This is a genomic window from Gaoshiqia sp. US2, assembly GCF_059705485.1.
The window spans coordinates 822119-844242 of sequence record NZ_AP048550.1 but is presented as its reverse complement, the minus strand read 5'-3'; the positions used below and the strand labels follow the sequence as shown (position 1 = coordinate 844242).

General features: G+C 42.3%; 12 protein-coding genes. All 12 read right to left on the bottom strand.

Annotated features, from left to right (window positions below):
- Positions 1–72: 72 nt before the first annotated feature.
- Positions 73–2493, bottom strand: a complete 2421-nt coding sequence (locus AC6H3C_RS03285; protein ID WP_497519218.1) for a TIM-barrel domain-containing protein — start codon at positions 2491–2493, stop codon at positions 73–75.
- A gap of 310 nt (positions 2494–2803) precedes the next feature.
- The gene (locus tag AC6H3C_RS03280; RefSeq protein WP_497519217.1) at positions 2804–4699 is read right to left on the bottom strand and encodes a hypothetical protein; all 1896 of its coding nucleotides are present in this window, start codon (positions 4697–4699) and stop codon (positions 2804–2806) included.
- A 31-nt stretch (positions 4700–4730) separates the two neighbouring features.
- Positions 4731–6389, bottom strand: a complete 1659-nt coding sequence (locus tag AC6H3C_RS03275; RefSeq protein ID WP_497519216.1) for a glycoside hydrolase family 140 protein — start codon at positions 6387–6389, stop codon at positions 4731–4733.
- 31 nt (positions 6390–6420) lie between these two features.
- Entirely contained in the window at positions 6421–7797 is a 1377-nt protein-coding gene (locus tag AC6H3C_RS03270) for a glycoside hydrolase family 28 protein (protein ID WP_497519215.1), read from the bottom strand.
- A gap of 61 nt (positions 7798–7858) precedes the next feature.
- Positions 7859–8797, bottom strand: coding sequence for a TIM barrel protein (locus AC6H3C_RS03265; RefSeq protein WP_497519214.1), 939 nt, complete (start codon positions 8795–8797; stop codon positions 7859–7861).
- A gap of 15 nt (positions 8798–8812) precedes the next feature.
- A complete protein-coding gene (locus tag AC6H3C_RS03260; RefSeq protein WP_497519213.1) occupies positions 8813–10717 on the bottom strand; it encodes a hypothetical protein in 1905 nt (634 codons plus the stop codon).
- A gap of 13 nt (positions 10718–10730) precedes the next feature.
- Positions 10731–12470 carry a glycoside hydrolase family 140 protein gene (locus tag AC6H3C_RS03255; protein WP_497519212.1) on the bottom strand — a complete coding sequence of 580 codons (1740 nt, stop codon included), beginning with the start codon at positions 12468–12470 and terminating at the stop codon, positions 10731–10733.
- A gap of 12 nt (positions 12471–12482) precedes the next feature.
- Complete coding sequence (locus AC6H3C_RS03250) at positions 12483–14306, bottom strand: arylsulfatase (protein ID WP_497519210.1); 1824 nt, start codon at positions 14304–14306, stop codon at positions 12483–12485.
- 47 nt (positions 14307–14353) lie between these two features.
- On the bottom strand, positions 14354–15583 hold the full coding sequence (locus AC6H3C_RS03245; protein WP_497519209.1) for a hypothetical protein: 1230 nt from the start codon (positions 15581–15583) through the stop codon (positions 14354–14356).
- A gap of 456 nt (positions 15584–16039) precedes the next feature.
- Positions 16040–18376: a DUF5060 domain-containing protein gene (locus AC6H3C_RS03240; protein WP_497519208.1), complete on the bottom strand. Its 2337-nt coding sequence runs from the start codon at positions 18374–18376 to the stop codon at positions 16040–16042.
- A 35-nt stretch (positions 18377–18411) separates the two neighbouring features.
- Positions 18412–20028 carry a glycoside hydrolase family 31 protein gene (locus AC6H3C_RS03235; protein ID WP_497519206.1) on the bottom strand — a complete coding sequence of 539 codons (1617 nt, stop codon included), beginning with the start codon at positions 20026–20028 and terminating at the stop codon, positions 18412–18414.
- A 114-nt stretch (positions 20029–20142) separates the two neighbouring features.
- Complete coding sequence (locus AC6H3C_RS03230) at positions 20143–21684, bottom strand: sulfatase family protein (protein ID WP_497519205.1); 1542 nt, start codon at positions 21682–21684, stop codon at positions 20143–20145.
- Positions 21685–22124 lie beyond the last annotated feature (440 nt).

Here is a 22124-nt window from a genome sequence, read left to right as displayed (position 1 = left end):
AAAAAGCATATTGGTCGGCAACTGGCTATCCGCTTCTCTAAATAGAGTGCATAACGTATTTGGGCTTATATTTTATCGTAAAGCAATATCAATCGCTCCTTCATTCCCCCCATTTATCTTCCTCACCCATAAATTTTGTGTCGCAGCATCAAAATACCAACCTTCTTTCGTATCGTTTCTGAAAGATTCCAGACTGTTGTATTCATTTGTCATGTTCGTATTTTTTACTGATTTCACAACCGCAGGCGTTTCCCCTTTTCGAAGATGAACCCTCAGCAAATAATTTTTACTGGTTTTTCCCCATGAAATATTTATTTTGTTTTGCTCCGAACGTTCAACTTTTATCAAAACTTCAGCCTCGGTGTCATTCAAGGCAAATGTACTTTCACCTTCAACTTTAGGCCAGATTGAAAGAGTTACATACCCTTTTGAAGCAACGGAACCAAAACCGCTTTCTTCATTACTGATCTCCATTGGAATAATCGAACCTTCACGAATATAAACCGGAAATTTATATTTGGAATCTTTCCACCCTTTAAACCATCTGATTTTTTTAGGTCCTTGAAGGGTCTCTTTTTCATTCCAGAAATCAATCCATGTTCCTTCCGGAAGATATACCTCCCGATCAGCATTCGAATTAATTATTGGCGCAATTAAAAAGGCATTCCCAACTGTAAATTCATCGTCTACCCGCCAACATTTCACATCATTCTGGTAATCCCATACAAGCGGACGAATTAACGGAGTACCTGACTGATGAGCATCATGAGCAAGACTCATCCAGAACGGAATCAGATCGGTATGCAGCCAAGTCAGGTAGCGATAATGTTTAAGGGCACTCTCTGAATAATACCATGGCATGTTCAAAGTCTGCATACCTGGGATAAAGGTTCCAAACTGAGCCCAACGCACCCATATGTCTTCAGGAGCAGGGCGATCCATAAAACCACCAATATCCGACGAAACAAAAGGAATTCCACTTAAAGCGAGACTAATAGAGGAATACACAGACGAAGGAAGACCGTTACTGCCAAAATCACTGCTTAAATCGCCCGGCCATTTGAAATTGGTATATGCTGCGGAACCAATCCATGCAGCACGTGGCACCATCAAAAAATCATCCCCTAATTTATCCTTCAGCGCTTTGAAATACACTTTATTATACTCAAGGGCATATGAATTGCGCACATCCTTTCCAAGGCGGTTTCCATACAACAGGGCGTCTTTGGGAATATCCTGACCCGCATCCGGCTTAAACCCTTTTAGCCCAAGGTCAACTGACGCTTCAATTTGTTTTTTCCACCATTCGAAAGCTTCAGGATTATAGTAATCGATGGCCGTATAATAATTTCCCTCCACTTCACCGGTAGAGGTAACTTTTACCTGGACATCAACTTTCTCCCCTCCGGGTTTCTGCACCAGGTAACCCTTTTCAACAGCTTCATCCCAGTTGGAGGCTTCGGGGGTGGTATAGGGAACTGTCCACGCCAGCATTTTTACCCCCAAATCTTCAACTTCTTTGATCAAGCCTTTTAGATCAGCGCTGAAATCTTTGTTTGGAATGAACGAGTTACGCGCATCTTGCCAGGGAGGCTCAAACCAGGTAACTCCGACGGGAAAATTAAGTTCCTTCAATTTTTTGACCATAAGAGGAAAATCCTCTCCCTTTAATGTATTGATATTTGCCCCAGGCTTATCTTGAGCTGACATCAACCAGAACCAAGGCTTAAAGGCCCACCGCGGTGGACAGGCCGGCATACCAGTTATTTTAACATAATTTTGAACTGTATTAGCAAGACTGTTACCTGTTAGAAGCGTAAAGTCGAATTTTGGAACAGGAGCCTCGAATACCAGTTCGCTTGAATTGCTTTGCCCCACATCGAAACTTACTTGACCACCATAATTCAAGAAGAACCCATAATTATTGGTTGATACAAAATAGGGCATGTAAGCACACTCATCGGGCGTTCCGCTTTTGTCCCATAAATCAAATGACTGTCCACGTTGCGCAACATGGCCATTCCACATTTCGCCAAAACCATAAATTTCCTCCACTGGTTGAAGCGAGAACACTCCTTTAATTGTTGTAACTTTAGGATTATCCGATTCAATCTGAATTCTGAAATCAAATTCATTGGAAGAACTAATTTTCACAATTCCCTTATCATTGTTCGAAAGTGAAATGATGAGTCGAACTGAACTATCATCGAGTCTTTCGGTTTTAATAATTTTTTTGAGAAAAACTGATTCCCCTCCAATAAAAAATGATGGAGCAGCCGCCTCTACCATCCTTAGTTTTTTATCCTCCCCATATAAACTCATTTTCCAACTTAGTTTGTTGATCACTAATGTTGAACTGGCAACTGCCAACCTTAAATCGTCGGGAGAATCTTCAATTACTATTGAGTATCCAGGTTCCTGAGCAAAAACACCGACTGATTTAGTACAAAGTACCAATAAAAACAATGTCGAATAAACAATTATTCTTCTCATAAGCAAAGGTTGATTTGTATTTCAAAATGATCGAGCGGTTAAAACATAGATAGCGTAATCAATATTTTTTTCAAACCCTCCCAAATCCACTTTCTTAAAACTTTTTTTTCAAGTGTTCTTTCGCCAATGGCACTTCTTTCACCGGCTCCCCTTGAGCAATGACCTCAACTAACCTCAACTACTTTTCCAATATTACCAGGTCAATCCAGCTTTTGGTTTCGAATGCCAGTTTTAATCTTTATTTCACCACGGCATGTACAGCAATGTTTAGCATGGCGGATGACTTCTCCATGTATTTCTGTATTATAAACTATAGTTTCAGTTCTATCACTCCCCATAAAGAAACTTCGGGGACTGTAACATGTATCGCATTGTCCTGAATCACAAAATCGAGCGAAAGCTCTGGTTCGCCTATCGTATGGTAAATCACCTTAGTAACCTTTGCATCGCCAACCAAGGTGGTACTCAACTTTACTTTGACATCTTTCTGAGGAACAGTTGTGTTGGTTTCCGGGTCATAGTTCCAGTTCACCATGTGACAGACCACCGGGGCATCCTTTTTTTCTGGTACACCTCTTGGAAAAAGTCGGACATCGCATTGATTTTCCAGTGCTACCAGAGAACTTATATGTTCTTTAAGCAAGGTTTCAAGATCGTCGTGCCCGGAAACAATAAAAGCTTTACCCTCGTTTTTCCAATTCTCAACTAATAGTTGTTGGGGAGCATCAAGTCTGGCCGATTCAGGAACTAATACGAGTTCGTAACGCTTCAAAACGTCGGCGTTGAGGCGTTGTGGAATTACCTTCTCGCCTGCCACTACTATACCATAAGGAATATTCAATGATACCAAACTTTCAGTGATGTGCTTTAGTGGTAATGCAGCTCCTCCCCCAATTACCGCCGCGGGCTGTTCTGAAAATACCACACCAACCTGTCCGATGTTCTCATAACCATCAAACAAGTAGCGATTTGCTCGAACAAAATCGTAAAGTGGCTTAAAATTCTCCTTGGCTGGATAATACCAGTCAACCACTCCATCCTGTATACCTGCCCAACCCTTACGTGGATACCGAGGCAAACCACCGTTCGCGTATGTAACTGCAATCCAAAGACGAAGCAATCCGGTCAGGTTATCAGTCTCGTTCGCTTTCCAGGTAGGTGGTGCCGGAATGGGCGAGTACCATTTGCCCATACCATCCGAAATGCGGTTGAGCATGACAATCGTATAGGGCAATTCCCTATTGTCACTGTTATTGATTGCAAAACTTCCAAAGTTTATCTCTGGAGCAAAAACATCCAGCGTCGGATAATAAGCGGTACGAGCTGGAGAAAAATTGAAGTTATCCCAGGCCATTGGAACATGACGACCGCACAGCTTATCCATCTCTGCGTGGAGGCTTTTAAACAGTTCCGCATCAGATTCTCTTTGAAAATCTGCAAACTCATGGAGTAAAGGAATTTTATGCTCCTTCTGGGCAACACGGAAAGATGTAAGATTGGAAGCATGACTCAATACTATTTGCTTATAATCGAACTTGTTCAAATCACCAAGCTTTAGCGCATCCCACTCGTCAGGTGTGTATTTCTTCTGCAAAAAGATTTGAAAGCGTTTAAGGCAATGCTGACATAAACAACCTCCACTAGCGACGCTGGCAGGATTTCCACCAGCATCATCGACAAAAAGTCCATCAACTCCTGCTTCATGGTACAAATAAATGAGATAACGAAGAAAAGATCGGTATCTCGGATTGTTTGAACAAAAAAATTGCACGGGGTATCCCTTATACGTTCTGCCTTCCTGCCAACCCGGAGATATCGGGTTGCCGTTGAAATCCACACATCCTGCTTCCCGCATACCGGGATCATCCATCAATCGTTCAAAGGTTTTTCCTAACGGTGTGGCCGGCCTCAACTCCGCAAAAACCCGTTTGCCCTGTTCGTGCCACCGACTGATTTGCTCTTGCCATTCAGGTAAGTCAATCTCATCGACAATATCAAGGTCCTGTACTATAACATCAACATCAGGATATTTCAGGTGATCGTCAGGCATATCGAACCATATAGCCACATCAGAATGCTTTAATACAGGTGATGGAGACAGCCCTGCCTTCCCCGGTTCAAATGTTTGGGCTACCATCATTGTGGAACTGAAAAAAGTCAATACAATAATATTCGATAATGATAAAAGAATTAATTTTAGTTTCATAGTAAAGGTTTAAAAAAATTAGCGTAATCAATTAGTTTGTATCAGACAGAATCAGCACTGCATCGTCCCATCCATCTGGCCCTTCAAAAATATGGGATCCTGATCCCGAAATTTTTTCTGGAAAGGGCTCATACAAGCACGATCTAGGATTAAACCACCTGGCTGTCATCGATTCCCTCAAACCACTCAAGTTAAGCTGAATGCTTTTATTATCCGGCAAATACGCGACAATAAGATCTCCAGACGGACTGGATGCCACTGTTACCCGGTGCATTGGGTCAGTGGTCTGATAGGGCACAAGTTCGGGGTGCGGCTCAAGTGTCCACCAACGAATGTTGCCAAAAAACTCAGCGAGGTATTTCATATTGGCAACAGATGGCAAATTGAGTGAAGTTTGAAAGTCATAGGTTTTCATCCAATGAACCGGCAGCCCCCAGTTCCAGATACCAAAACAACCGTAATTAAAGCCCGATGCCCCCGACAGGAAAGACCAGTAACCTGCTTTATGAGGAGGAAGGGAGACTCGTCCGTCATCTCCAACCGGATGATCATAGGGCCCCTCCTGGTTGATTACAGGTTTGGAAGGACTTAATTGATACAAATAGAGTGGCCATTCATAAGCGTTTTGTGCAGCCAATGGAGTTGAATATGGTTTTGGAGGCTCTTTTTTATAAGGATCACTGGTCCAACCTTCACCTGTTTGAACTCCAACCACATCAATGTAATCTTTCTTATGTTCCAGTACTGCAGCTTCTAACAAAAAGCGAGGATGTGCCGAGATCAGGTGCATGCAAGTCGCTTCGTTGAGGGCCTGACCTGTTGCTTCAGCCATTGGGCTCCAAAGGTCATCTGCTATTGGTGAATACATTACGAAGTTGCCCATTAACCGCGCAGCAAGATTTCGTGCAAACCTTCCAACCTCATAGACATTTTTCATAGGAAAGTCTTTTGATTCGTTCCATGCTGCTGGTTGCCGTACTGCACAAATGTATACAAATATGCCATATTCATTGGCTGTACGAACCTTTTTCTCTACTTGCTGCCAATAAGCGGGGTTCCATCGAAGGTTCTCTCCTGTTCCCAAAAACGGAACATTACCCTCACGGTCAGTTTCACGTTTAACAAAACCATTTCCGCAATGCACCTGCACAACTGTGAACTTATTTGCCAACCTGTTTTTTAAATAATATTCCCATTCAGATTGCGAGGCAGCAACAAAAGCAGACCAGGGCGTATCACCTACCAAAAGAAATGGTGTTCCATCAGCATGAGCAATAAAACGATGATTATCACTCACTTTAAGAAAACCATGCTGATAAAGCGTATTTGATCCTGTATAAGGAACAACAGTGACCGTTCCACTTCGTTGGTTTAGTCCATGATCATTCGTTTTTGAACAACTTGTCTCCCATGTCCATACGCCAATAGATGGGAATGCAGCATGGATCTTAAAGGTTATGCCACCATCCCAAAAAACATAGCCCGAAAAAGTTTGCCCGCTAGGTCCAAAATAAGTCACTTTCAATGTTACGTCGCGATACGGATTTTTATACCCTTGAGAACTTGTCAACACCTGTTCCCATGGGGACCATACTGCCACTGATTCTGATTGCTTGTCCACGGTGTCTGCAGCAATCGCATTAAATGACAAAAAAGCCTGTAATAGGGAAATATGCAAAATCAATTTCATAACACAAACTACGGTTTTTCAAGGATGCCAATTAATAGAATGGATCAAGTGAACCTCCTGTTTTACCACTGATATATTTTCCATTCAAAATAACTTCAGCGTTGTCTGTTAACAGTGGCTCACCCTCTTCTACTTCAATTTCTGCATGATTAAAAGTCACTTCTTTTGCATCTTGAACCAGAAAACCTCGTGTTGATTGTATTTTAACATTGGTAAAACTGATATTACGTACCATTTGTTCTGGAATACCAATTATACAGCCAGCGATGGGTGAATTTTCTGAAGTCAGGTTATTAATATGAATATCGTGAAAATGAGGGATGAAATATTTCTGGTCAGAACGGGCTATTCGATTTTTTATATCCGGGGCAAACCCAGTATATAACATACTGATATAAAATGGCTTTGAAACATTTTTCATTGTAATGTTGGAATAATGAATATTGTGTACTTCGCCACCACGTCCACGAGCAGATTTAATTCGCAGACCAAAATGTGTACCGTTGAATGTACAATTCCTTATAATCGCATGGTTTATACCATCCATAGTGTAACTGCCAATAGAAATGCCGTGACCATGCAGGCAAGTCATATCCTCAATCAATATATCGCTCGAACCACTTTGAAGGGCTACATTGTCATCCCCTACATCAGTTAAGCAATGACGAATCACAATTCGTTTTCCTCTTGGATCCATTGCATCTGTATTTGCACCCCTTTCCGAAGCAATAATTTTTAAGTTCTCAATTGTAATATCTTCACCACTTGGCACCAAATGGAATTTGGGAGAATTAAGTAAAGTTACTCCATCGAAATGCAAGCGCTTACCGGATATCATAACTAAAATCGGACGTTGAATTACCGGACGTCCTGGATTTTTTCGTCCCTCTCGTTCAGACCAAGGCCAAAAAAGTGCTCCAGAACCATCAATAGTTCCACTTCCTGTAATAGCGACATCTTCCAGTCCAAAACCTGATATAAGTGGTGCAACAGTTTCACTTTGCCTCACTGTCTGATCATCTCCATTTTTTGTAGAAACTTTCAGCGTGCCAGGATCGGGCAATCCGTATTCATCAAACGTTTCAGGCGCCTTAATGACAGCCCCTTCTTCCAGGTGCAATTCCATCCTACTGACCAACTTAATAGGCAAGGTTTTAAATATTCCGGTAGGAACAACGAGATGTCCACCACCTGCTGCTTCCAGCGCCGCTATCGCTTTGTTAAAAGCCTCTGTATTCATCGTTTTCCCGTCACCAACACCTCCATATCTAGCTAAAAGAAAAGTGGTATTTGGGATTTCAGGTAATGTAGCAGTAATTGGATTGTCGTCAGAGGGGAAAGCGTCCAACGACAACACCCAAAATAGTAATATAAACATGAATGTGTTGATTGGGTTTGATTTTAACATAACATAGCAGTTTTAGGTTTAAATCCTAAAAATTTAAGATCAATTATTTGTCTTACAAAGTTCAATGGTCTCCCAATCTTGAAAGAAGCATTCCAGCAACTGAATCAAAATAGTTCACGCATTGTCTTATATCAGAAATGTTGTTGTCCCAATTGCTTTCATATTCAATCATAAAAACTGGCTTAATCTGTTGTTTGTGAATTTCAGACAACATGCCCTTCACATCGCAAACGCCTGTACCGAAAGGCACACAATGTCCGTCATCGCCTAATTGGCTCATGTCTTTTAAATGTAAAGCCAAAATATGACCCTGCAATTTTTCCAGACAATTGACTGTATTCCAACCTGTACGTGCCCAATGTCCAGTATCGGCGCAAGCACCTACGCTGTCGTCGTACCTGTTGCGAGCCTTCAATACTAGCTCCGGACTCCAGTAGCGCGAGCCTTTATGAGATCGGGGGTGATTGTGAATGGCAAGAGCAATATTGTATTCATTACAAAGTTTATCCAATGCATCAAAGGAATCTTCCGGAGGTTCAGCGAGAATCGTTTCAACACCAAGTTCAGCGGCAAGGTCATAAACCGGACGGAACTTATCTTCACCCTGATCAAAGCCCCAAACGCCCAAGTGTAACATCTTGAGCCCTGAATCATCAAGCCATTTTCTGATGTCACGACGATCTCTTTTCGGTAATTCTTCGCTAATTCTTACTTCAGGTTTTTTTGGACTGAGACGTTGGGTCGGATATGCCCCGATATATTGTAAACCAATCGAGGCCGTTTTTTCTATCGATTCATAAAGTGTGAACTTTCTAAAACTGTAGCCGTGAACCCCGAGCCGCCATCCGAGTTTATCCGCATTCGGTGTTACACTTGCAGGAAAACCGCAAGCAAACACATTGGAATGGAATCCGGCCAATCCAACACTCGCCGTTAATAGCCCGGTTGTTTTTAGAAAACTACGTCGGTCAATATTGTTTTTCATAACTATTTTCTCCATAATCATTTTGCATCATCAATGTTGTAACTCAAGTACGCCCCATAACTCAACTTCCGGAACAGTAAGATGAATAGCGTTGTCACGAATAACAAAATCAAGAGATTGTTCCGGTTTTTCAACAGTATGATAAATCACCTTCTTTACTTTCGCCCCATCTATTATTGACGTACGTATGCGAACTTTGACATTCTTCTGTGAAACAGTTGTATTCGTTGTAGAATTATAATTCCAATTCACTACATGGCAAACTACCGGGGTATCCTTATTACCTGGAACAGCCCTGGGAAAAAGCCATACATCACTCTTGCTCTCCAACGCAACAAGTGGTTCAATGCGCCCTTTGAGCATGGTTGTAAGATTGTCCGTGCCAGCAACCGTGAAGGCTATACCCTTATTTTTCCACTCTTCAACCAATTGTTGCTGAGGTGTATCAAATTTGGCAGATTCCGGGATAAGAAGAAGTTCAAACCTTGTACCATCATCCGGATTTAACCGTTGTTTAATTTGGTTTTCCCCTGCAAGTGTAACACCAAAAGGTACATTCAGGTTAACCAGGCTCTCGGCAATATGTTTGAGAGGTACTGCCGCTCCACTGCCGCTCATTTCAGCCGTATTTTCAGTAACTATCACACCCACCTGCGCCACGTTTTCATAGCCATCAAATAATGAACGATGAGAACGAACAAAATCATAAAGAGGTGAGAATGCCTCTTTCGGAGGATAATACCATCTTCCGGAATTGCCTTTACACCACCCTTTTCGCGGATAGCGGGGAATGCCGCCATTGGCATAAGTTGCAGCAACCCACAGGCGTAGCATACCGGTAAGGTTTTTTTCTTTTGCTACCGTCCAGGTAGGAGGTGCAGGAATTGGGGAGTACCATTTGCCGAGAGCATCCGACACCCTATTGAGCAGAGTAATCGCCGGGGGCAACAAGGTGTTGTCACCTTGACCGTTTACCGTGAAAAGGGCAAAATTTGTTTCCGGGGCAAGTGCATCAAGCGTCGGATAATAAGGCATACGAGCTGACAAAAAATTGAAGTTGTCCCAAGCCATCGGCACATGTTTCCCGTTTAGTTTATCGATTTGAGCATGAAGATCCTGGAAGAAATCCGCATCTGACTGTATCAAGAATTCCTGGAAATCGTTTGTCAACGGAATTTCATTGCGCATCCGGGCAGCATCCAGGGTAGATTGGTCATCAGCATATTGAAGAATCACCTTCCTGTACTCGAAAGTATTAAGGTCGCCCAGATTGAATGTTTTCCATTGTTCCGGAGTATATTTGTCACGGAGAAAGTCGCGAAAAAGTCTTGTGCAATAAGGACAAAAGCAACCGCCTTGAAAGAAACTGGCAGGTGTGCCGCCCGTATCATCCACAAATAACCCGTCGGCCCCGGATTCCTGATAGAGGTAAATCAGATAACGAAGAAAAGCCCGGTAGCGAGGATTATTGGAACAAAAAAATTGTAACGACTGATCCCGAAATGATCGGGTAAGCTGCCATGAAGGAGTAATATGGTTATAATTGAAATCCAGACATGCGGCTTCCCGCATTCCGGGATCATCCATCAATGTCTCAAATGTATTGCCCAAAGGGGTTGCCGCCCGCACTTCCGCAAAAAACCGTTTTCCCTGTGAATGCCACTTTTCAACAAGCTCCTTCCACTTTGGCAAATCAAGTTCGTTCGTAATATCAAGATCCTGCACAATGACATCCACATTAGGATATTTGAGGTAATCGTCCGGAGCATCAAACCAGATAGCCACATCGGAATGTTTTAATAATGATGTTTTAGTCGGGCCTGCCAAACCGGGAGTGGAAGTTTGCCCTAATGAAACTGAACAGCCGTAGACAACGAGTGCTATCACACCAACAGAAAATAGAAAATAAGATTTCAGTTTGATTGAATGTAACATTTCTTAGATTTTTTTAATTAGAAGTCAACAAAAGAGCTGCATCTTCCCAACCATTAGGCTTTACGAAGATGTGCGAATCTGTTCCTGAAATTGTGCCAGGGATATCTTTGTATCTGCCAGTTACGGGATTGAACCATTTTGCAAGTATTGAGTCAGGAAAACTGGAAAGGTTTATTTTTATTGATTCGTTGTCGGGAAGATAAGCTACTGCCAGCTTTCTATCCTCTGAGCAAGCAAAAACCATGTGATGCAACCAGGCATCCGCCTGGTTGAGAATGAACTCATGGTGAGGCTCAAGCTGCCACCATTGGATAGATCCCAAGAATTCATTTAAATACTGAATTTCATTAGCAGAGCTGGCTTGTAATGCCGTTTGAAAATTCCAACCTCCACTGGCATTAGACGTATGTGTCCCCCAATCCCAAATACCTCCAACTCCGTAAGAGTATCCTAATGCACCTGATAAAAAAGACAAATATGCGACACTTCGTGGCATTCGAAAGGGATACGGAATGGAATAAAACTTAGCCAATCCATTGTGCAGGTTTCCACTATCATATGGACCTTCTAGATTGAGAACCGGTTTTACGGTTTCTCTACTGTATAATGCTAACGGCCACTCGACGGCCCATCTTGAGGCTAATTCCGCTGAAAAAGGCTTTTGCGGTTCATTATTATAAGGATTTGACTGCCAACCAGCACCAGTCTGAAGTCCGCCAGCATCGGTGTAAACCTTTTCATGAAATTCAATGCTTGGGTCCAATAAAAATCGCGGATGAGCTACTACCAGTTGCCTTGAATTCGTTTCTTTTAGCATGTGCCCGCATTCATTCGCAGCGGATGACCAAATATCATCAGCTGTTGGTGACCAAACAACAAAATTTCCAGCCAACCTTGCTGCCAGCTGTTGTGTAAAACGTTTTACAGCTTCAATATCTCCGCGAGAGGCTCCACCTAATCGCCATATAGGCTCAATCATGGCGCAAATGAACACAACCATTCCACGTTCATTGGCTGCCTGAACTTTCTGCTCTACGCCCTGCCAATAAACAGAATTCCATTTAATATCCGTCCCTACGCCTAAAAATGCAGGGTTACCCTCTATATCGTCAGAAGAACTATTCCGGGTCCATCCCTGAGCAGCATGCACCTGTTGCACGGTAAACTTTTGTTTGGTACGATAATCGAGAAATGACTCCCACTCTGACTGTTTCGCTTGATGAAACGCCGACCAAGGAGTGTCGCCGACCCATAGGAACGGAGTCTCATCAGCATAAGTAAGGTAACGGTGATTATTGCTAACCCTTAATAATCCGTGCTGATATAGTGGATTTGAACCTGAATATTCCGATACAAATACTTGTCCACAATGATTGTGAAGCCCAAAGTCTTCAGTTTTCGAACAACTTGTTCTCCATGTCCATTTCCCCAAGGTAGGGAAAGCAGCGCGGATTTTGAATATCCTTCCACCATCCCAGAAACCGTACCCGGAAAAGCTTTGCGAATTAGGGCCTTCAAAAATCACATTTATAGTAACATCCTGATAGGGATTCGGATAAACAAGTGAGCTGGTAAGTGTTTGTTCCCATCGTGTCCAGATGATCGTATGGTCATCCGTATTCTCTATTCCCTCAACAGCAGGATGCTTGACCTGATTTTCAGACAGAACATTCAGTGAGCCTGCCAAACACAGAAACAATGCAGCACAAAGAGAGTATAAAGCCTTTGAACTAATCTTATTTTTAACGCTCATATTATTTTGAAATTATTGAACCTCTCCAGTTTTTGCTGAGGATGAGCCTTTAAATTCTTTACGTTTTATGTAAACATAATATACCCCACAAATCTCTTTTCCATCTTTTCCAATAAAGGATGCTTTAAAGACAGTACGTCCAACAGGCAAAGGCACAGTAAACGTTACATAGTTATCTTTGGGAGCAACGGGAAGCGTTTTTTCAACATCACCTATCCTTATTAGGGCTTCGGTAATGGGCAAAGCCACACCTGCAGGAAAAATACCGTCTGCATGCTGGAATTCGGGCAACCTGGCTACAATAGCTTCATCAATTTCACGTGGCCATCTACGCAATTCGAATTCAAATTCACCAGCTTTGTTCACTTCAAGATTCCACGGGCCATTTTCGGTCATTCCTTCACGTACTTGTATACTCTGGTCAAGCATGGAGCCATCTCGGTCCTGAGGACCAAGCTGGGTAACCGGTTCTGCATCACTACCAATTATAATCGCCCCACGATTATTAACGACCGGAGCGACACCCGTCCACCATTCTTCTCGATATTTAAGCAGTTTAGCAGCAATTTCAGGGTTTTGATCAATCACATTTGTGATTTGTCCCGGATCTGATGAAACGTCATAAAGGGAATTGTTTTGGACAAGGCGCCAATTTCTCCAAAGAACTGCTGAGTCATCTTTCCTTGGAATATTGTCCCTTAATTTCACATAGTTAACAACAAGCGTGCGATCGGGTAATTCATCGATTTGCCCACGTAAGCGCGGAGCAAGGCTAATTCCATCAAACTTTGCTCCGACAGGAGGTTCAAGTCCGCATAAATCTAAAAGCGTAGGAAGGACATCCTGCATCTCTGTTAGTTCAGGGATATCACCAGGAGGTATTAATTGACCATTTGGCCACCTTACAAAACAGGGTACCCGATGCCCTCCATCAAACAATGAAAATTTTCCACCTCTCATCCCAGCATTGAAAAGTGGAACTCCTGCGGTTCCTCCGTTATCAGTCATGAAAACAACGATGGTATTGTCTTTCAAGCCGGCTTTTACTAGAAAGGTATCAAGTTTTGCCATGTTTTGATCAATGTCTGAAATCATTCCCAAAAAGCGAGCAACATCTTCGCGATTCTTCTGGTCAATATTAGGCAATTCGCTTCCTTCGTAAAGTTTACGGTATTGTTCGGGAACGAAATGGGGCACATGTGCAGCTGGCGTTGCCAGATAACACATGAAAGGCTTACTTTTATCTGCTTCCCTCTGCATCCATTTCATCGCCTCATCGAAGAAAACATCGGTTGCATAACCCTGGTATTGCTCACGCCTGTTGTTATGCAAATAAACGTCATCAAAACAATCATTATTCCAATAGTCTGGCGCACTGGTGATTTGTGAAGCCGGAAAGGTTACAACTTCTTGAAATCCACGATCTGTTGGTCTATAGGGATAGTTGTCACCAAGATGCCATTTGCCAAATAAACCACAACTATAATCATTTGCTGTAAAGACATCTCCCAATGTGGGCAAATCGCGTCGAAGTAAATCCCTCCCATTGCTAACTGTCTGGGCACCATTTCGCAAACCATCTACACCTGACATCAACTGTCCACGTGAGGGGGTACAAATCGGTGCCGTATGAAATTGAGTGAATCGAATACTTTCAGAACGAAGCCGATCTAAGTTGGGTGTCTTTAATACCGGATTACTATGTGCTGTAAAATCACCATACCCCTGATCATCGGTCAGGATAATCAGAACATTTGGACGAGGTGGTGGTGACGTCACAGAGGTACAACTTGCTAAAGCAAGGCAGAAAGTGGGAAAAAGCGTGTTAACTTTCATAATAACAACAACTATTTTAATTTTCTAATAATTTAATTATAAATACACTATGGTACGAATTCTAACAACAGACTTGGCCCTGGCCATAAGCATTCCAATGCATGGTTATTCGTGTCTGAATAAATGGAGAACTCGTTTTCTCCATCTTCGAGCCAATCCAATGGAACATCCACTTCATGATACACTTTGCGTCCTTGTCCCTTGGGTTGCGCTTCAACTAACCCCAGCTTATAGCCGTTTATTCCGATTTCACCCGCATTGACCTGAGGTCCATGCGTTGCAACAATCAATCTCGCACCCTTGGCCTTCTGTTTGTTTTGTAACCAGTTAATGCTACACACCGATTTTTTACCGTATTGCGAATTAAAAAATTGCTTAACGCCTGAAGCTGGATAGAATACAACTGAGCGTTTGCGGTGAAAAGTGAGATCATTTACAACTGGAGTCATGGTGGTTATTCCATTCTTATCGGTAACCCTGGCAATCAATCGCATCGGTTTGCGTTGATCCGGGATCCATTTCGTATCCCAGGTAACTTTCCAGGGTGCAGAAGTAGCAGTACCAATATGGTGTTCTAGCCTAGAATGATTATAGTTGTAATGCCATTTGCGGAAAACACCGTCTCCTCCCCAAGAGAAGCCTTCATACTCGGCTATAAAATCTACATTTCTGATTTCATGTGGTTGGCCTGTGACTTTAACTTCGAACACTGGGTAGTCTTCGATTGCGCTGCCTGAAACCGGTGAAACAATATGAGCGTCAGTATGCGCCTTTTCTTGGGAATAATAAACCCTTACAATGACATTGTGAACTGAAAATGCAGGATAATCAAAATTATAAACGATTTGTGGGCCGCACGTAAAGTTTATTTCATTCTCTCCTTGTTGAAGGTTACTTAACGGAATCTCAACTGCGGACTGATTAATTATTGAAAAGTACGCTTCCGGTGTAGTAAGAGTATTTCGCGGCAAAGGAAGTTCAACCCACTTGTTATCATTGAAACGAATACTTTTCCTGGAAGTTCCAGGATGTCCACTCCAAAATTCGACGACAACTTCTGCTTTTATTGCATTTTCTAAATCAAGAATAATTGGCACACTTACAACTTTCGGATTCTCTGGTGCCTCCGGGTTTACTGCATCAGGTCCGAAAACGAGCTGTATGTTGTCACTACTCCAAATGAACTCTTTAAAGATATCACCTTCTCCTGGCTCAGCCAAACACAGCAAATTCAGTCCTAAAAGGAAGAAGCACAAGAATATTGTTTTAAACATCATATTGAAAAATTTAGTTAGTCATTATATCAGAATATTTTCTCATTCCCAGAAATAAATATCTCTTGCTGGTATTTGCGTTTAATGTTTTCTTCCGTCTTGGTTGAAAAACGATTAAACATCAGCCTTTCTTCAAATCCTCTTTAATCATGTTAATTTTCTATATTGAGAACAGATCAAATTGTAACCTATTATAGCTTAAGTAGTATCCCACTTAATTAGAAATGTACCCCTTATTACTTTTCTACTATCACCAACACACTCACATTAAGACAATTACATCACAATAATTTTCTTTGTATTGTATTTGAATTCATTCAGACCTCAAAAGTCAACTGACAGCAAAGCCATCCATTACCCTGTTATTGATCAGTTAATTATTCCAAGCTAAACACAATAAATTCTTACATTTATTCACCAAACAAACTCTCAAACCGTTTTTACCCCAAACCATCAATATCAGGGCAATCGTTCCAGTCGACATGCGGCTGAAGCGTTAATTTCCGGAGTTGAAAGCAACAGTAGACCATTTTTTGCTACAACTTTTTCCTCCAGGAGAATATTCCCGCCTGTCGTATCGATCCAACGAGCGCGATATCTCCCGTTCAGAACCTCTTTAAGGACAAGAAGACCAGGATGCTGCCGAGTTGGCCGAATTCCAACCCGATCGTAGAGCCAGTTATACTCAGGATTACGTAACCAAAGAAGTATCTGTTCATCAGATTGAATTCCCCTTACCTGCAAATCGGGTCCTTGCAAAGCGCGGTGCTTACCCAGACGCAAAGCAAAAGTGAAAAATCCGTCTCCTGAATTATCTATCATAACACGATGCTGCCCTTTGGAAACAGGAAAACGAAAACGCCTAAAATAATTTGCTCCTGGATCTTCCAATGTCAGATCGTCTCCGGCTATAAGCGGATGACTTATCACTTCTTGCTGGTCTACTAAAACATGGAGCATGGGCGTTTGGGTTGAAGAAACTTCAGCAATAATCAAATCAACAAATCCATCAGTAGGCCAATCTACATCGAAATATCGCTTCCCGTAAGCTTCTTTATTTTCAGCTATCCATTCAGGAAAATTTTGCTGATTGAATACCTGACACATATATCTATTTCTCTTGTCAAATGTTCCATCAGCATCAACTGTAATTACATGCGGATTATCACCTGTCTCTGCTTCGGGTTGAAAATTTCGTCGCCACTGCTCAATACAAGTCGATCCATACGTTTTTTTAATTTCCGAATCTGTATAATTGAAGGAAACTGGGTCAACCGGAGACCATTTAGTATTTGCAAAATCTACCCCTGCTACAAAATTGGAAAGGATACGGTACTGGTAATACAAATCATGTTCATCAATCCAGGAATCCCACCACCAAGGGAGCCCTGCCCCTGATGAGCCTGTCATTAGCTGCCCCCACATTGTATTGTTCAGAAGTACACCTGTGGGATCTCCGTCAGGCAGTCCTTCGTATTTAGCCTGACCAAACTCAGTAAGTAAAAAAGGTTTATTAAATTTATTACAAAAGTCGCTTGTCCAATCCGATGTTAAAGCGCCATCTCGTTGAAAGTAAACATTAGTAGATATAAGGTCTAATTCTGGGAGCTGATTGATTTCTTGAATCCCGTTAAGACGTGAAAGATTAGTATGGACAAGATGTGAATTGGGGTCTATTGATCGGATATACTCTGCCATCTCTTTGTGCCATTTGGCTACCACAACTGGGTTAAAATTGGGCATTGAGTTAACCTCGTTCGAAAGTTGCCATGAAAAAATAGTGGGTGAATATCCCCATCTTGACACCAAGTATCTCAACCTCATTTTGAATAAACGCTTTGCGTCAGGGTTGGTAAAGAATTCCTCTGGTTTGACAATAGGACCTCCATTTTTTTTATTATATGGCGATTGTGGCCAAAAATCTTTAAAATTTCCTTGATTTTCTAAACAACACATCAAATAGATTCCAAGACCACTTGCTTTATCCACCGTTTTATCAATCATCCAGGCAGATTCGAGATCCATCCATCCCGGGCCATAATGTGCACTTCTTTGATCAACACGACACTCTAAACAGTGGTGTGGCATACAAAACCAAGAACGCACGATATTTGCCCCGGCATCTGCAAACCGCTCCAGTAAAATATCGCTTTTATTTCTAGCATCGCCCAACGGAAGACGCCAAGGGAAAACTAAATTAGTCCCTATTGGGAAGAAAGTCGTACCATCTTCAAATGCAAAGTAATGCGGGTTATTTTTTGACTGGCCAATGAACCCGCGACTGGTCCCGGGAGTACAGGTAAAAGCAAACGAGCCGGAGGAATCAGATCCAGCTTTTGTTTTCACAATAACCCGTAATGAATATGCTCCCTTCCCCGCGGGTGTATAACGAATTTTCCACTGACTTTTGCCCGTGGGAAGAAGACTGTCCCCAACCAACCGGTAATCCTGGAAATAAAAAGCATCAACTGTTACCTGTCGGGTGGGTGTAGTTATTTCAGCAAAAACCCGTACGTCTTCCGGATCGAAAGGATTTCTCCAATTGCCTTCTACATTGATGTTGGCTTCCAGCAAACCAAACTGTGGAACCTCATTACGTTCAAACCTGACACTCTCAATCCGGGGAGATTCAACTTTCTCCAAAGAAACAGGATTTCGTTTTGCGATCGGGTTAACAGCAAAACAAATCAGGTTGAGATGCAGTGCAAATGCAAAAACAACTAATAATTTAAGGTTCGAAAGCAATGCCTTTATCATTTTAGGTTTATAACACTTTAAGTTAGTCGTTCCTTTCAATTAAAGGAACCCGGTTATCACAGCGATTTCTGATTTTATTTAATCCTCCTGAAGTATGGCAATCGTCCAAGTGGAGCACTGACGCTAACCGTTTTTCCTCCCTTAATTTTACTGCCATCATCACCCATCCACACACCTTTTGGGAAAACAACGTCGCGTGATCGCTGCCCTGAAACCACCACTGGCGCTACAAGTAAGGAATCGCCAAGCATGAACTGGTCTTTTATCTTTGCATACCCCTTTCCCGGGAATACATATTCCATATTTCTCATGACCGGTTCTCCGGTTTTTGATGCTTCATTGACCAACCTCAGGATCATTGGGGCATATTGCTCATGTATTTTTGTAGCGTCGAGGAAATCGGCATAATGCTCCTTGTCCAATACACGCCAGGGAGCAATTGAGATTTGCATCATAGGCATTAATGCCTGGCATTGTGCTGCCCTGACAAACATTTCCTGATCGACAGAAACATTCAAATGCCTGATCCCTTTCAAAAATTCTTCAGGTTTACTGACATAACTTCCGGCCAAGCCGCCTCCTACCATATCGGCACAGGTGTAGGAATAGCCCATCAAATTAGCCGTTAGCATATCGGGGATCAAAGCCCTGAGTTCTTCCCATGTTGCCTCCTTGTCCCTCAATCTTTGCATAAGCGCCTGGCCGCCCAATTTAAACGACGCCCGGTACTCATTATATTTAAATAATAAACCCAACTGTCCATAAGCCATAGTGTATTCTGCTTTCGTCATTGGCTGGTATGAATCAAAAGGATATTTAAAATGATCAGGATCACCCCCATCAAACTTGAACCCATCAATGCCGTATTTGTCCATCAGCCCTTTCAACACTCCAACAAAATATTCTTTTGCTTCCGGGTTGCTAAGATCGTAAGCCGGGCTAAAACCGTTCCACCATTTAACAAAGTAAGGTTGATTGGGCTTAACCGGATCTTTCAACAGGCATCCCTTTCCAATATTTTGATAGGTTGTTTTATCATCAGCAGCAGCATAGGGCACCAGCCACAAAATGACTTTATAACCCAATTTGTGCAGTTCGTCCACCATTTTCTTAGGTTCCGGGAAATAACCGTTGAAGTCCCACAGACCAAAATTCTTTTGCCATCCGCCATCAATCATAATTACGCCTGGCTTAATCCCATTTTCCACGGCTTCATGGGCATAGGCCAGTATATCCTGCTGGTTTTGATTGTTCAATAATTCCATCCAGGTATTTAACTGCGGATTGATAAATAGTAACTCACCCGGAATTTTTCCCGAAGCAGGGAAATACCTGGAAGAAACCGCCTGATAAGCAGAAGCCAACGAATTTGCGTCTGCCTGCCCGACAATTATATCACTATTCGATTCCAGTGAAATCTGTCCGTTTTTAAATTCACCTTTCAGGGGGCCTTCACTCCAAATGTATCTCCCTGCTGATGAAACCCAAACCGGTGATGACTGATTCCCATTATCGCTGTTGAATTGATCAAATGAGATGTCTGTCGTTTGATCAAACGGTTGCATCCGACCGAAAGTCGAGTAACACCCCCACCACTTTTCACCATCAAGAATTGTTACTTCTTTTTTGTTTTGGGCATTCAGATTTACTGAAAGGATTAGTAATCCGATAACATAGATTAAATATTTCATACAATATTATTATTGAATTTCTGTCACTTTCTTGTTTTTCCTGAAAAATCATTTTTAAAATTGAGCTAAAGGAAACGGCCATTACCAACATAAAAGAAGTGTCAGTGTAAAATTTTACTGTTTCCTGTTGTACTTGCCCTGTTCCACTGCCTCCAATAAATCCGCCAGTTCTTTGACCTTTTCCGGATATTTTTCAGCCAGGTTGTTTTTTTCTCCCAAATCCACCGATAAATCATACAACTGAGGATAAGGAGCATTGCCCAGCTCGATCGGAACAGTTTTCACTTTTACAGCAGGGGAATTGTTGGGAACGATGTATTTCCAATTTCCTTCAATGATCGACAAAGCCCTCGAATGCTCTACTAAAAAATCCCGCGCTTTGTCTGATTTACCTAGAAGTGCAGGAAGAACATCGTAGCTATCAGGAGCATCTTTGGGGGACAATTTTTGCCCGACAAGGGAAGCATAGGAAGCAAATAAGTCAATCTGAGATACCAATGCATCCGAAGTGCCCGGCTTAATTTCTGAAGGCCAGGAAACAATAAACGGAACCCTTGTGCCCGCATCAAAAGCGCTGTATTTTCCGCCACGCATAGGCCCGGCAGGTTTGTGCCCTCCTAACTTCTCAACAGCCTGGTCACTGTAACCATCATCCAGAACCGGCCCGTTATCGCTAGTTAAAATAACCAGTGTATTTTCTGTCAGCCCCAACCGGTGCAAAGTCCGGATAATTTCCCCTGCACTCCAGTCGAACTGTAAAATAGCATCGCCCCTCGGGCCCATGTCGCTTTTGCCAACAAAACGCTGGCTTGGAACCCTTGGCACATGAACGTCATGAGTTGCAAAATATAGGAAGAAGGGATGATCCTTGTTTTCCTCAATAAAGGTTTCTGCTTTTTTGGTCAATACCTGTGCAATATTCTCATCATCCCACAAAGCTGATTTGCCACCGGTCATGTAACCAATCCGGCTAATTCCATTAACGATGCCCTGATCATGACCATAGCTGAACATCATTTTCAAAAGTTCAGGATGATCCTTTCCTGTGGGTTCATCTCCAATTGGCCCTTTGTAACTCACTTTGATTGGATCTTTAGGGTCAAGCCCAGCAACACGGCCATTCTCAACAAATACGCATGGAACCCTGTCTCCTGTAGCCGGAATTAAGAATGAATAATTCAATCCAATTTCCGCCGCTCCGGGCTTTGCCACCCCGTTCCAGTCAGGGCCTCCTTGCGGACCAAGCCCCAGGTGCCATTTTCCGACAGCTGCCGTGGTATAACCTGCTTTTTGCAGCATCAAAGGAAGGGTCTCGATATCTGTTGGGATGATCAGGGAAGCATCACCGTTGGCTATGTGTGTATTTTTCTTTCGCCACGCGTATTCACCCGTCAATAACGAATAGCGGGAAGGGGTGCATGTTGCGGAAGAGGCATGGGCGTTGGTAAAACGTATCCCGTTTTTAGCCAGCTCGTCAACGTTTGGAGTTTCGATCTTTGTAGCTCCATAGCAACTAACATCCCCGTATCCCAAATCATCTGCATAAATGATGACAATGTTTGGCTTACTTGTTGCATATGAATTCAATGTAAACAATCCGGTAACAATAAACGAACCCGCAGCGCAGGTAATTTGACTCAATCTTCCTAATTGCATAACTCTATTTTTAACATTCGACGCATTTCTATTCCACATACTCCTAACACAAAAATGATATCATAACAGATATCACCATTATTTTGACAATTCTTCGATTCATAATGTTAATTCTTCCGTGACGTTCATAACGTCTGTATCAAGTCCCAAAAGGAAGCTAGTTAACCGAATATATATCATTTTAATAAAATCATTATTCGATAACTTTTCCCATTTCCATTCTTTTTGAAATCTATACTCAATGCCAAATAGAAATTGTAATAAAGATCCGATTACTTGCATCCAAATCATGCAGCTAACGTTAAATGATCACAACTTTAGAATATAGACACCAGCCCATTGATTCTTTATAAAAATTAACCGAGCCAGTCATTTTTCAACCCCACCCGGTTAGTTGCCTTTGGAGTTACTACTCCAAGGAAGTTTATCACAAAAAAACT